This is a genomic window from Psychrobacter sp. DWR1-2-3 (genome assembly GCF_049896465.1).
Taxonomy (GTDB): Bacteria; Pseudomonadota; Gammaproteobacteria; order Pseudomonadales; family Moraxellaceae; genus Psychrobacter; species Psychrobacter maritimus.
Map to the genome: position 1 here is coordinate 580,250 of NZ_JAFCUJ010000001.1, position 14,741 is coordinate 594,990.

General features: G+C 44.0%; 12 protein-coding genes. 2 read left to right on the forward strand and 10 right to left on the reverse strand.

What is annotated here, in order from left to right:
- Positions 1–51: 51 nt before the first annotated feature.
- The 10 genes from ftsA to ACP7AA_RS02405 form a co-directional block, all read right to left on the reverse strand.
- Positions 52–1,344, reverse strand: coding sequence for a cell division protein FtsA (ftsA, locus tag ACP7AA_RS02360; protein ID WP_201564883.1), 1,293 nt, complete (start codon positions 1,342–1,344; stop codon positions 52–54).
- Between the two features lie 158 nt (positions 1,345–1,502).
- The gene (locus ACP7AA_RS02365; protein ID WP_201564817.1) at positions 1,503–2,300 is read right to left on the reverse strand and encodes a cell division protein FtsQ/DivIB; all 798 of its coding nucleotides are present in this window, start codon (positions 2,298–2,300) and stop codon (positions 1,503–1,505) included.
- Positions 2,301–2,894: 594 nt separating this feature from the next.
- Positions 2,895–4,028: a D-alanine--D-alanine ligase gene (locus ACP7AA_RS02370; RefSeq protein WP_426222529.1), complete on the reverse strand. Its 1,134-nt coding sequence runs from the start codon at positions 4,026–4,028 to the stop codon at positions 2,895–2,897.
- Between the two features lie 29 nt (positions 4,029–4,057).
- Positions 4,058–5,497, reverse strand: a complete 1,440-nt coding sequence (gene murC, locus ACP7AA_RS02375) for a UDP-N-acetylmuramate--L-alanine ligase (protein WP_201564818.1) — start codon at positions 5,495–5,497, stop codon at positions 4,058–4,060.
- 92 nt (positions 5,498–5,589) lie between these two features.
- The gene (gene murG / locus ACP7AA_RS02380) at positions 5,590–6,675 is read right to left on the reverse strand and encodes an undecaprenyldiphospho-muramoylpentapeptide beta-N-acetylglucosaminyltransferase (protein WP_426222530.1); all 1,086 of its coding nucleotides are present in this window, start codon (positions 6,673–6,675) and stop codon (positions 5,590–5,592) included.
- 434 nt (positions 6,676–7,109) lie between these two features.
- Positions 7,110–8,081 carry a glutathione synthase gene (gene gshB / locus ACP7AA_RS02385; RefSeq protein ID WP_426222531.1) on the reverse strand — a complete coding sequence of 324 codons (972 nt, stop codon included), beginning with the start codon at positions 8,079–8,081 and terminating at the stop codon, positions 7,110–7,112.
- Positions 8,082–8,204: 123 nt separating this feature from the next.
- Positions 8,205–8,945 (reverse strand): orotate phosphoribosyltransferase, encoded by a 741-nt coding sequence (gene pyrE / locus ACP7AA_RS02390; RefSeq protein ID WP_426222532.1) that lies wholly within the window; start codon positions 8,943–8,945, stop codon positions 8,205–8,207.
- A 77-nt stretch (positions 8,946–9,022) separates the two neighbouring features.
- Positions 9,023–10,027: a hypothetical protein gene (locus tag ACP7AA_RS02395; RefSeq protein ID WP_426222533.1), complete on the reverse strand. Its 1,005-nt coding sequence runs from the start codon at positions 10,025–10,027 to the stop codon at positions 9,023–9,025.
- Between the two features lie 81 nt (positions 10,028–10,108).
- Positions 10,109–10,981, reverse strand: coding sequence for an SDR family oxidoreductase (locus tag ACP7AA_RS02400; protein ID WP_426222534.1), 873 nt, complete (start codon positions 10,979–10,981; stop codon positions 10,109–10,111).
- A gap of 87 nt (positions 10,982–11,068) precedes the next feature.
- A complete protein-coding gene (locus tag ACP7AA_RS02405; protein WP_426222535.1) occupies positions 11,069–13,291 on the reverse strand; it encodes a DUF4105 domain-containing protein in 2,223 nt (740 codons plus the stop codon).
- A gap of 228 nt (positions 13,292–13,519) precedes the next feature.
- Here ACP7AA_RS02405 and ampD point away from each other — a divergent pair, with 228 nt between their 5' ends.
- Both ampD and ACP7AA_RS02415 read left to right on the forward strand, forming a co-directional pair.
- The gene (gene ampD, locus ACP7AA_RS02410; RefSeq protein WP_426222536.1) at positions 13,520–14,107 is read left to right on the forward strand and encodes a 1,6-anhydro-N-acetylmuramyl-L-alanine amidase AmpD; all 588 of its coding nucleotides are present in this window, start codon (positions 13,520–13,522) and stop codon (positions 14,105–14,107) included.
- Between the two features lie 47 nt (positions 14,108–14,154).
- Positions 14,155–14,673 carry a hypothetical protein gene (locus tag ACP7AA_RS02415; RefSeq protein ID WP_426222537.1) on the forward strand — a complete coding sequence of 173 codons (519 nt, stop codon included), beginning with the start codon at positions 14,155–14,157 and terminating at the stop codon, positions 14,671–14,673.
- Positions 14,674–14,741: the final 68 nt, after the last annotated feature.

The following is a 14,741-nucleotide window of genomic DNA, read 5'->3' on the forward strand; positions in this document are numbered from 1 at the left end:
TAATACTGCGGCATGCTTTTAACTGCTTCATCTGAGTAAGTTTACAGCAGATTATAATATCTTTTTGAGTACACTGGCAAAACGTTGCCCTGCACTTTGAAAAACACCCGTGACACGATTCTTTTGAATCGCTTCAGGCTCACTTTTTTCACTACGGCGAAACTGCTCGCTTTGACTATATAGTAATGTACCAAACGCGGTTTGATAAGCGCGATCATTGACCTGCATATTCAGCTGCTTAAACGATTCATCATTATCAAAATGATTATAAGCACTAATAGCAGGATGGGTATTGGTCAATACTACAGGCATTTTCAGCAGCTTTTTGGCAAAAGGTATCATGCCTTTAATAGCGCTGCCACCGCCTGTGAGTACAATACCTTTATCAATATAGCCTAGCAAATCCGCATCATGTAATTGACGAACCACTTCAGTAAAAATCTGCACATATCGCGCTTCAATAATACGCGCTAAATTATACGTACCAATATTAATTTCATCGCCCGACCCTTGCGGCTTAAAGAGAAAGAATGAGCTAGGATCGACGCTATTGATATCAACGGTACCATACGTTTTTTTCAGCCTTTCCGCCTCTATCATCGAGATACCAACGTCGGCTGAAATATCCATCGTTACTTCATGGCTGCCGGTAGCGATACAGTGGGTGAAAATCAGCTTATTTTCTTTATAAACGCAAATACTGGTGGTACTCGCACCGATGTCGACCAAGCAAACCCCTTGCTGACGCTCATCACTCATCAAACTGTATTCGGCGCTGGTAACCGCATCAAAAACGATATGGTCAATACCGACGTCACAGCTTTGTAATAATTTTTGGATATTCTGACGGCTAGATACTGGCATCATCATCATGTGATACATCACAGTGATATTGTGCGCGACCATATCAATAGCATCATCAACCATAAATTCTTGATTGTCGATATAGATACCTTGCTGGCAGCAATGCATCAAATAATAATCAGGCGACAAGTCTTGCGATTTTGCATTTGACAGCGCTTGCACCATATCTTTGGCACGGACGACTTCGTCTTCGACTCTAACATCGCCTGCACTATTTTTACTTAATAGCTCAGGCGTCGCCATGGTCAACCAGACACTATGTACACGGCAATTGGCGGTATCTTCTGCTTCTTGAATGGCTTGTTTGATAGCGCCTTGCAAACGTTCACGATGCTTTATCTGACCTTGATAAAAGTCGCTATTTTTAACTTGCCCCACACCCATAATACGAATGTCTTTTGCAGAGACAACACTGCCAATGACGACATATACTGCCGTGGCACTTAGATGGACAACAACCAGATTTTCAGTATTTTTCATGGTACCAGACAAATTATCGCTAAACAGGAGACCAGATGACGTCTCCATTAAATCATTAAAAAGCGCTAGCAGCACGCGGTGATATTGTATGTTAACTCTTTATATTAAGAAAGCAGACAAATATAAGGTTTTGACTGCTTTCTTGATGTTTTATTCTTTTATGGTGGTGTTTCAGTAGTTTTTGGCGGCGCCAGATTCCATGCGATAGTAAATCCATTTTTGTAACGAAGATCGACAGACTGTATTTCATCGCGGCGATTGCTTAACTGATTGCCGAGCAGCTGACTTAAATTCAACAGTTTTTGCGCGGTATTTTCATTATCAACGATGACACGTTGACCATTATCAAAGCGAATCAGCCACGTCATTCTTGGTGACAAAATGATATCTTCAACTTGCATACCAAGCGGCGCATACCAATCATTGACTTGCTGCATTTGTTGCATAATAACGGGCGCTTGCGCCATATCACCTTGCAACGTCGCAAAACGCTCTTGCGTTAAATCTCGACTGTCAGCAGGAACAAAAACCGCCCCTTTTGCATCAACCAAACGCTCAGTGCCGAAATTTGCCACCGGCTGTTTTGGTAAGGCTTTAACGACAATACCACGCTGCCAATCACGGCTCACGCTCACTTGGTCAACCCAAGCCAAACTGGTGGTAATATCTCGTAGCGCTTGCAAGTCCGAGGTGAAAAAACTGCTCACACTCTGTTGGCTCATGACATGCTGTAACGCTTGATATTGCGCAAATGTCAAATCTCGATTATCGACATGAATAGCAGCGGGCGGTGCGTCGCGTAATGCCTTACCACCCATGATTAATATCAGCACAAGCAAACCCAACACCAGTACCGTAAAGAAATATCTGACCGAAGTCGGTACTTGAAAACTAGATGTCGGGCGACGGGTCTTATCACTCATCAAGTCAGCGACGTCATTGACAGTTTGAGTCATAATAAACTTCGTCCCTATTTTTGCTTAAAGCTATTTGCATAACGCCAATAGTGCTTCTATTAAAGGTAAATCTGCTAAACATTCGCAGGAATCTATAAAACTAACATATTATCAATTTATTTGTCTAAAACGGTTTATAACGTGCGCTTATCGTCATTAAAACGTAACATTTTTCTCATTTAATGAATGACTTAAGAGATAGTGGCGCAAATAACCATAAATATCACGAATATAGACCAATATTTACAATATTAACGTATTTTACGTTTAAACAATAGCCTAACCCCTACTACTAACAACGAATTTACACAAGTTTACATGAAGCTGTGCTATAGCAGCTCTAGCGATACATTTGACGATATTTAAACCGGCTAATTACCATCATTAAGTAGTTTGTAAAGCTGGTTTTAGCCGAGACATAATTGGCAGCTTCATACTAAATATTTGCATACCTATATATAAGACGTCCAATCAGTTATTTAATAGCCAATTGAACGTTTATTAAGCAAACCTCTTCTATTTATCAGTCGTACATTTATTAGTCGTGCATTCATCAGTCGTACAACTATTAGCGGCAAAATTGTTAATCGATACTTATACAGTTTGCGCCAAAATATGCCAGCACAAGCTCTCAAAATCCATGCCGCGAGCTTTGGCCGCCATTGGCACCAAACTATGACTGGTCATGCCCGGTACGGTATTAATCTCAAGCAGCCAAAAGTTGCCCGCTTCGTCTTGCATCGCATCGATACGTCCCCAACCTTTTGCATCAACGGCACGGAATGCAGCCAAGCTCAAATCTTGCAAATGCTTTTCGTCCGCTGCGCTTAGACCGCAGGGAATGTAGTAGCTGGTATCGTTACGGTTGTATTTGGCTTCAAAGTCATAGAAGTTGGTGATATCGGCAGGCTCAAGGCGAATAACCGGATAGGCTTCGTCATCGATAATGACAATGGTAAATTCGCGACCGGTAATCCAGCGCTCAGCCATCACCGCATCCCCACACTGTACAGCGGTTGCATACGCAGCAGGAAGCTCATCAAGATTATTAACCTTGGTCATACCAATGCTTGAGCCTTCATGGACTGGTTTGATAATCAGCGGCAGTCCTAGCATATTAACCACTTGCTGCCAGTCGGTATCAGCAGTTAGCAATGAAAACGGTGCGGTCGATAAACCACAACCTTGCCACAGCTGCTTGGTACGTACTTTGTCCATACCCAGTGCTGAGGCCAAAATACCAGAACCGGTCTGCGGAATATTAAACCATTGCAGCACGCCTTGTAGCAGACCGTCTTCGCCGCCGCGACCATGCAAAACGTTAAACACGCGGTCATATTGACGAAGCTCAGTAATATCTTGGTGTTTCGGGTCAAAATGCGTGGCATCAACGCCTTGGTTTTGTAGCGCTTGTAAAACGGCCGCGCCACTATCTAAAGAAACACTGCGCTCGTTGCTACTGCCGCCATATACCACAGCCACTTTCCCAAATTCACTCGCATTTTTTACTTTACTAGGAGCGACATTTAAGAATGTATCTTGGCTTGATTGTTTATTTTCCACACTGTTACTCTCTGCTTGGGCAGCAGCTGCTAGGGCTGCCTCTGGATTGGTAATAGCGGTGTTCGCCCCAACATTGATATTAGTATCGATATTATTATTATCGATACTTTTATCCATGTTATTTTCATTTTCTTGGTTATTGTTTTCTTGGTTATGAGTAGTCATGAGTCTCGTTCCTAAAATTCGTTTGCGGCTTATTTGATATATAAATTATTGGCGGCCAATTCGATCGCTATTTGTCCAACATTACCCGCACCTTGGGTAATCAACATGTCATGCGCTTGAAGCAAACGCTGCATGACTGGTGCCAAATTATCCTTATCGATAATCGTCGGTTCAACGGCACCGCGCAAACGGATACTACGTGCCAAGGCTTTGGTATCGGCACCAGCAATCGGGCTTTCACCAGCAGGATAAACGTCCAATAACAATAACTCATCGACGCTTGAAAGCACTTCGACAAAATCATCGAAACAATCACGGGTGCGGCTATAACGATGTGGCTGGAACATCATCACTAAGCGGCGCTCAGGGAAGCTTTGACGAGCCGCTTTGATGGTCGCGTCGACTTCTCTTGGGTGATGACCATAATCGTCAATAAGCAAAACATTGCCATCATCGATATCTACGGAGGCATGCTGCTCAAAGCGGCGACCAACGCCTTCGAATTTCTGCAGGGCGCGCTTAATCGCTTCGTCATCTACGCCTTCGTCGGTTGCCATGGTAATAGCAGCCAGCGCATTATAAACATTGTGTACACCCGGGATATTCAAGGTTAGACGCAATGGCTCATGGTCGCGGCGCAAGACGGTAAAGTGGGTTTTGGTGCCTTCGCTGACCAAGTCAACGGCTTGTACATCGTTAAAGGGTTCAAGACCAAAGGTTAATACTGGACGACCAATATCATCAATCATGGAGTACAATTCAGGGTCGTCACCGCAGACCACCGCCAAGCCATAAAACGGCATATTTTGTAAAAACTGGATATAAGCGGCTTTTAAGTTGTCAAAACTATTGCCATAGGTTTCCATATGGTCTTGATCGATATTGGTAACAATCGCCGCCATCGGATGTAAAGATAAGAATGACGCATCAGATTCATCGGCTTCGGCAACCAAATAACGGCTGCTACCGAGCGCGGCATTTTTACCTGAAGCATTGAGCTTACCGCCAATCACATAGGTGGGATCAAGCTGCCCTTCTGCCATCATGGTTGTCAGCAAACTGGTGGTGGTGGTTTTACCATGTGCGCCAGCAACGGCGATACCATGGCGATAGCGCATCAACTCACCGAGCATATCAGCACGGCGTACCACTGGCAGACGCGCTTCAAGCGCCGCTTTGACTTCAGGATTACTACGGTCGATAGCAGACGATACGACGATAACATCGGCATTGGCGATGTTTTTGGAATCATGACCAATCGCAATAGTAATACCAATCTGCTCTAAGCGCTTAGTCACCAAGCTCTCAGCGATATCAGAACCACTGACTTCATAGCCTTGATTGTTCATGACCTCAGCGATACCGCACATCCCCGAGCCACCAATACCGACAAAATGCAGATGCTGAATACGGCGCATTTCTGGTATTTCAATCAAACGCTTAGTTAAGGCTTTAGCAGAGGTTGGCATAGGGTTTTCTCTTTATTGTAGACAAACAAATTTGGTTAATAATACGTAATAAAAATAATAGGTAATAAAATAATGATTAAGACAATCAGCTTTTATAAGGCCTGCCAGATAATATCGGCTACCTGTTGGCAGGCATGGCGGTTGGCAAGCGCATGACCTTTTTCTGCCATCTCTAAACAAGCATGCCTATCTAGCATCGCAAGCTCACTACTCAAGCTTTTGGGCGTCAGCTCACTTTGTGGCAGCAAAATCCCTGCTTTGTGTGAGGTCAAGGTGCGTGCATTTGCCGTCTGATGGTCATCAACCGCGCTTGGTAGCGGTACAAATATCGCCGCTATACCGACGTTTTGAATTTCAGTTACCGTCAAAGCACCCGCCCGACAAACCACAATATCAGCCCAATTGTACGCGGCTGCCATATCATCAATAAATGGCTGTACCGTAAACTGATGGGCGCTTAACGCTTCACTGTCGTACGCCGCTTGCGTGGCGACCTCATTATTGCGTCCACATTGATGACGCACCTCAAACGGACGGTCAATCAACGCCAATGCTTTTGGTAGCGTCTCATTTAACACTTGCGCACCGAGCGAACCACCAACCACCAATAATTTAAGCGGCGAGCTGTCATTAACATCGTAACGAACACTGGGTTCAGCAACACCGCTAATGGCATTGCGCACGGGATTACCCACCGTTTCTATCTTGCTATCATGCTGGCTATTGGCAAAGGTATTTTCAAACGCTTGCAATACTTTGGTCGCCATCTTGGCCAAATAACGATTGCTCATACCTGCAATGGCATTTTGTTCATGGATAATAAGCGGCGTCTTAGTCAAACGCGCCGCGATACCGCCGGGCGCAGTGACGTAACCACCAAAGCCAACGACCACATCGATTTGATTGCCACGAATGACCTTAATCGCCGCCATCGTCGCTGACAATAACGTCACGGGTAGCTTAAGCAAGCGCCCCAATCCTTTGCCGCGCAATCCTTGCATATCAATCGCATGAAAAGGATAGCCAGTGGGTGCAACCAAGCCATTTTCCATGCCATTTGGCGTACCAAGCCAGTGAATAACAGCACCGCGCTTGGTCAATTCTTCGCTAACCGCAAGTGCTGGAAATACATGCCCGCCTGTACCAGCAGCCATCATTAATATATGCGGTGTTTTCATGAACGCCTGCCTATCTTTTCTTTATTTATATGAAAGACTTATTATCTTTTGACTGTATTATCTATCGAACCAAAATGAGCCTATAAAAGCCCGCATAGTATAGTGTAAATCGCTGCCTGATAGACAGCACTTTATGCAGCGCAAATAATAAAAATCCAAGCCATGAGTAATCGCGGCTTGGCTGTTATAAATACACTTATAAAATCATAAAAACAGCGCTTTTAATGACGTTTTGTCGCTTTTTAAAGGCGCTATTAAGCAATACGGTTTATCAATATATCTTAGCACACCGTTTTTTAAGTATTGTGCACATAGCTTAGTGATAAATTACTGTATCCTTACCGATTTGCATACATTGTTTTATTTAAGAGACATTATTTAAACGTCATTATTTAAATGGCGCTATTTAAACATCGTTATTTAAATAGCGTTACTTAAACTACCAACTTCTTCTCAATAGCGATAATAAAGTCAGTTGCAATATCGGTTCCACATTGATCATCAATCTCACGCACACAGGTTGGACTGGTGACATTAATCTCAGTGATACGGCCACCGATTAAGTCTAAACCGACGAACATCAGCCCTTTTTCTTTGACAATCGGTGCGACGACTTGGGCCACTTGGCGTTCGATATCGGTGAGCGGCATCGCAACACCGCTACCACCTGCCGCAAGATTACCGCGCGTCTCGCCTTTCACCGGAATACGCGCCAAGCTATAATCGACCACTTCGCCATCGACGATTAACACACGCTTATCGCCCTGTTTAATCTCTGGCAAATAACGCTGCGCCATAATCGGTAGCGTCTCAAGCTCGGTTAAAATCTCAAGCGTCACGCCAATATTTGGACTATCAGCGGTCAAACGGAAAATACCCGTACCGCCCATACCATCTAATGGCTTGACGATAACGTCTTGCTGCTCAGCGATAAACTTGCGAATATGCGCCTGTTTACTGGTCACAATCGTCGGGCTCATATAATCGCTAAACCAAGTGGCAAACAGCTTTTCATTACAATCGCGTATCGCTTGTGGATCGTTGACCACCAGCACGCCTGCGGCTTTGGCATGGTCAAGCATGTAAGTGGCATAAATAAAACGCATATCAAACGGCGGATCTTTACGCATCAAAATCACATCATAAGCGCTGACCGGCGCTGTCGCTTTCTCACCTAAGGTATAAAAATCACTCGGGTCACGCTTGACTGTCACCGGCTGGGTATCAACCATCAATTGCCCACGATCCAACCATAAATCATGAATCTGACAGTAACCAAGGCTGTGCCCACGGTCTTGCGCCGACCACATCATCGCAAGGCTGGTGTCTTTTTTATAATTGACCTGCTCGATTGGGTCCATGATGACGAGTATGTTTAATGATTTATTTTGCTTTTCTTGGCTCATGATAAGGCTCACTTACGTTATAGTATTAATCATTTAAAATAGTATTAATCGTTCGAACAGACATCAATAACATGACTCAAATTTCACCCAATATGGCTGAAACACAGCAATGACTGCGATAAATTATACGCCGTACTGGGCGCGGTAATGCTGCATTTTTGCAAGTTGAGTCGCATCTTTATTTGGGCTACTTTCTGCTAGGTAACTGATTAAATCATCGATATCAATCAGCGCGCGCACTGGTACTTCTAAGGTTGCAGCCAGCTCTTGAATAGCAGAGCGCTCCGCCAAACCCTTTTCTTTACGGTCGAGAGCGACGATAATACCGGCAACGCTTGCGCCCGCTTGCTCTAAAATCTCAACCACTTCACGCATCGCTGTGCCAGCAGTAATCACATCATCAAGCACCCAAACCGCCTTGCCTTTGACATCAGCGCCAACTAAATTACCGCCTTCGCCATGGGTTTTGGCTTCTTTACGGTTATAGCCCCATTTAGCATTGATACCATGATGCAGCCATAATGCTTGCGCGGTTGCTGCGACAAATGGAATGCCTTTATAAGCAGCGCCAAAAATAACCAGCTCTTGCTCATTTGCATCATTATTTGCCATTGAACCTTGTGCAGCCATTTGTTCTGCCACTTTTTCAGCTAAGGCATCGGCATAACCACGCGCTAATAAAGATAACATCTCACCCGACGCCAGCAAACCTGCGTTAAAAAAGTATGGGCTAATACGTCCAGACTTTAAGACAAACTCACCAAATTTTAAGACCTGATTGTCTAAAGCCAATTGGATGAATTGATGCGATGAAAATAAAACATTATTAGCAGCTTGATTATGAGGCGTTGCGGCATTAAGCATAGGGTCTTCCTATCGGCAAAAAGAAAATGGAAAGTTAAATAATGAAAAGTTGTGAAGCGCATTATAGTCGTCGTGCTTTAACTTGACCAACCATTGATATCATAATCTTGCATATTTGCGTAACGCGTCAATAACCCACAACGTGATGAGATATTAAAGTAGCACTGACCATCGCTACTGACTTGTATATCCCAGCCCAAATGATAGGCGGCAACGATAATATGCCCTGTAAATAAGCGCACTTGGCGATAGGCGTGGCGCTGTGCTGGCTCAAAAATAATCTGACTGAGCAAGTAGCTGCGCAAATGCTGACAAATTTGCGCCGCGCTATAGCTATGATTGATGGTTTTGCGCGTACTGCATTGCTTTAAAGCATGGACGGCGACGCTACAGGCCATAAGATCAGTCGCCAAACTGCCCTCGCCGCTGTCAAATTGTTGTGGCTGCAATACCACTTGCCAATCGTCAGCATAGATACTATTGAGTAGCTCATCATGATTATAACGTTTGGTCAATGCTCGCAAAGATTCTGACGCTAAAGGCTTCTTAATATTCTTAGCAGTATTTATATTGTCAGTATTTATATTGTCAGTAGCCAAAAACCCATAACGGCTCAGTTTTGGATACGCTTGCAGCGCGCGCTGGATATCCGCCATATCAAGCAAAGTCATGTCTGTTAATGAAGCTAATAACGGCTGCTCGCTATGATTGTGATAAAAACTCTCGGGCAGCTCAACCAGTCTTGCGGCACTGAGCAGTGATAAATGCTCAGCCAATGCTTCTGAAGCCATCAATGCCCATTTCGATAAGCTGTCTCTATTGGGCTGATAAAAACGCGTAGAGCTACCATATAAGCGGCGCAGCTGACTATTTAAGCGCCGTGCAGGCTCTGGAATATCAGTCAATGCCCGTGCAGGGTCCAATGGCAAACGCTTTGGGTCAAAATTAGGATGTACAATCGCTGGCTGCTGACTATTTGCTAACCCAGCGGATTGCTCAGCATGACCTTCTGCAAGCTGATCCTCTGCTGCTATAAAGCTAGCGTTGGATAAACGGTCATCAGAAGTAGAATGCTGGGTCATGAATTTTCCCTAAGCTTATAAATTTAAAAGACGTAAAAATAAAACCAATCAACTCAAACGGTCATTTTGCTCTTGATGTTGTTATTGATGTTGCTCTTCTTGATTGTGTTGATGTTGCTCTTGATGACGCAAAATATCACCATAGCCTACTTGCCAATCAGGGTAGTTCAACCAAGCTAGCGGAATATTACTATGCAAGCGTTTTCCCGTTACCGCCGTTTTACTATCATCAATGACAGGCGGCACTTCACCTATTTGCTTACTTAACCAAGTGCCGAGCTCAAAAGTGGTGACTGGTGCATAATCAGTGGCGATATAAAGCGGTTTTGGCATACTTATAATCATGACATTTGCAATAATAGTGACCAAATCGCGATCCATAATGCGATTGCTCCAGTGCGCTGCTGCCACTGGCTCTTTTTGTGGCTCGCGGGCTTTACGCAGACGCATGAGGCGCTTACGTCCGTAAATACCACTTGGGCGAATGATAATAGCCTTAGCACCAAAACTTTGTTGCAATGCTTGTTCTGCTTGCAATATCACTTGCGAGGCTTCACGCTCTGGCGTCACAGGCGCGGTATCTTCATCAATCCATGCGCCATTATCTTGCCCATAGACACCCGTTGATGAGATAAAAATAATGCGCGCAAGATTGGGTAGTTTATCCGCTAATGTTGCCAAATGCTGGCTGATGGCTAAGTAACTATCATGATAACCGCTGGTCGAATACTCATCAGGAGTAACAATAATTGCTATCGCGGTAAAGTCTTGCAGCTGCTCAGCGCTGAGCGTTAACGCATCGGCTTGCAAAAACTTAGCTTTAGGATGTAAGTCATAATGATGACGCTCACGACGTGCCAGCCCTGTGACGTTGAGACCGTCTTGAGCGAGCTTATTGGTGACGGGTAAACCGATATCACCTTGACCAATAATCAGTAAATTTTGCGTACTCATCATATACCCTTTATTTAAAAACTGCTTCTGATGACTGTCTATGCTAATGACTGGCTAAGAAGGTTTTTTATAATTTAATAACAAGCGCTAAAAATAGCGTCTATACGACAGCTGTATGTCTTCTTTAGCATCGATACGATCTTGCCATTCGTAGTTGGCATTGATACGTAACGCTTGTTTTTTATCGATATCATATTGTAGCCCTAATGTCGATATCGGCTGCCAGTAATGACCACGGGCATTAGACTCGTCGCTGCTGCCATGATACCAATATGGCAGCTGTAATTCAGCGTGCGCACGTAACTGATTGTTAATCTGATAACGGCAACCGGCATTGACGCCTGCGCCGACACGATAGCCTTTATTGATACCGCGTCCTGCTTGCGCCGTACCTGCCAAAAGCGTATAGCATAGCTGTGGCGGCATCTCGCCTGTGCCCGCGCTAGGTGTGCCAAACGCCCACGACCAACCGGTCTCATAGCCTAAACTACCAACTAGATGATCGCTGCTCTCTTGCTGCGAGCCGTCATTTACGCGGGTCGCTTCAATACTGGCGCCCCAAGTTTTGCCTTTTTTGGCAGAATTAACCGGATTAAACGAGCGCCCTCGCACCAAGGTCACATTTTGCAAGACCACACTACTTGGCTGATTGGCTTTGTCATTATCGGTGTCATACAGACGCAAGGTTGCAGCCGCGCCTTCTAAATCAAAGAACTGCGGAAATCCTGAAGGACGATCGAGGGTATCGTGATAACCTGCCCGTAGACCTAAATCGATATAGTTATTATCACCGCGCTGCCCTAGCCCAATAAACCCAAGTTGCAGCGGATGCCTGTCTATAGGATTGTTATCCGCTACTGCAATACGCCGTGGCAATAGCGTTTTTCCGTCGGCGGCTATGCTCGAGGTTGGATTCAACTGGGCAGACTTAATCTCATTTAACGTCTGCTTGGCGCTATTATGATAGCCCAATTGCTCACGCTGCTCTTTAACCTTGTTCAACTGCGCTTGGCGTAAGGTGCTATCAGCAGGCGTATAGTTGGTGCTGGCAAGTAAGCCTTCGCTATTAAGTAACTGCACGACATCTGAAGGAATCACGGCATAAGGCAGGCGACTTAATAAATGCTGCTGCGGGCGTACCACGTCAATTAAGCGTAAAATCTCAGACGCACAGTTATCAGTGGTGAAATAATACGGCAACTTCAAATCTTTGGTTTCCCAAACATGTAGCATAATCTGTTGCACTTCTGCTGGGGTCAAATCCAATTGATAGGTCCACGCATCACGCTCATCTTCTTGCAGATACTTCGCCAGCTTCTCTGGATAAGGGTCAATTTCAATCAGATTGTCATAATCGCCGGTCATCGATTTGATGGCATATACCAAAAAACTATCGGTTGCATCGCCGCCTACCGTATAATTTAGCGCAACTGCATGATGAATTTGGCTTGGATCGGCCACGCTGGCTTTAGAATCAATGCGTAATAACGTATGAGCAAAGGCTGAAATAGGATTGTCTAAGTACTCTTGCGCAAACATAATAGACAGCTGCTCAGGTGCTAGCTCTTGCATCCAGTCATTCAAATCCGGACAGTCAACTTGCAAACCGCTCTTGTCGATATTGAGTGTATCGGTCAGCCATTGTACGCGCGCTGGAAAACGGCATAATACTGAGTTTTGTCCCGAGTTTTTAGTCGCACGATTGGATGCACTATTACTAGCAGTGCTGTTATCTGGGGTCGTAGCCATTTCTTCAGCAAGGGCAACCAGTAAGGCATCAAGCTCGGCCGCTGAATCATGCTGTCCATTTTTACTTAAGAAAAATGCAGCATCATCAACGATACTGCTGTCTTTTTTCTTGCCGATTAAATTCTTTTGATCATCAAAGAAATATAATAAGCGTCGCCATGTTATATGTTGGGCAAGGTTTTTTGTTTTTGCTTGCGCACGCCATGATGCTAATAGCTGTTGGGTGTTCGCCCCATTATCGCTATTAGTATTGTTAGCACTTTGGTTGTTAGATGTCCGAGAAGTGACTGCGGTATTTGAGACAATACTTGGCTTGATGGTATTATTTGGCTCAGTATAAGCCATCAATGTTGGCTCAGTGCTTTGTGATTTAGAGGCTGAATTATTATCAGCCGTATCCAGCGCCAACTCCCCTGTTGTCACAAGCGATGCCGGCGTTGGCAAAAACGCCTGTGCTTGTGCGGTCAGCAGCAGTCCAGCTATGGTGAGCGGCAAACGTGCTCGCCTGCCAATGCTTGTTGGCGTACAATCTATCGCCAAAAGGTTTGAATATATAGACATGAGTAACATCTCGCACTGTAGGAGTCATACGCGTATCGCGTTATTAGGTCTATCGAATCATCAGAGTGATATTATAAATCACTATTTTTAACAACAGCTTTAAACCATGGTTTTGAACGAATGTTTTGAACGACTGTTTTTTTAGTTAAATGCGCCGATTATTGATAAAAAACTTATAATCATCAGCATTTACCGCGCATTTATTATCACATTATAAAAGAGAGTATTATGTCTACAGCATCGTCAATGACTATTAATGCCGGTCGATTATCAGCTGCGACTTGGCTTGCGTCACCCAATTATAATAAACGACCGGAAAATATCGCGATTGATGCCATTGTTATTCACAATATTAGCTTGCCGCCCAATGAGTTTGGAGCTTGCGATACTGACGGCATCCATTACGTCAAGGCCTTATTTACCAATCAATTAGACTGGGAGGCGCATCCTTATTTTCAAAGCATTAAAGGTGCAGAAGTTTCAGCGCATTTATTTATAGAGCGTAATGGCGCGATTACCCAGTTTGTCAATTTTAACGAACGCGCGTGGCATGCCGGACGCTCCAGCTACTTGGGTCGCCCTGAATGTAATGATTATAGCATTGGCATTGAGCTTGAAGGTTCAGATTTTGTGTCCTTTAGCGCCGCCCAATATGAAGCGCTTGCCAAAGTTATCGTTGCTATCTATGACGCTTATCCAAAAACTCGCAGGCATCTCACCGGTCATAGTGATATCGCGCCCGGTCGCAAAACCGACCCCGGTGATTATTTTGAATGGAAAAAGTTGCGTGAGATAGTTGCAGCTCTATTAAAATAAAAGGCTTACTCAACTTTAATAATAATTAATCATCGATTGGAAACATTATGATTTGGATTGAAGTGGTCGATTCAGCAGTGAAGATAGGTTTGGGCGCATTGATAGCAGGCGTTATTACTTTTCTATTATCTTCAACGCAACATCGTAACGAGCTTAAAAAAGCTAAAGTAGAACGCGAGTTTGAGATGTTAAAGGAAGTCGCAGAAAAAGTTGAAAACTTTAACCATATCGCTTTGAGGTATTGGGCACTCTCTTCTGATTGGCGAAGAAGATTAATTCTAGATAGTTCCATTGAAAAACCTAATGAGCTGTCAGTAACTCAAAATGAATTTTTTGATAGCTTTAAGGAACTAACCAAATCGGAATCCCTATTACTATTATTTGGCTATAAAGACGCCTCAGTTCAAGTAAGAGAATATGGCGATTTAATTAAAGATTTTTACAATCGAGTGAAAGACACGAGTAAACCTTTTGAAATAAATGATGCTACTAGCTATAGAAAGTCTATGATTGATAAACGCTCCGAGCTATTTAGTCTCTTGAATGAAATCTATAAAACTATTTAATTTTTAATTTATTTGTCACAATTAAAAAAATTATCGCCACTTATCAACGATTTTTTATCATTCTATAT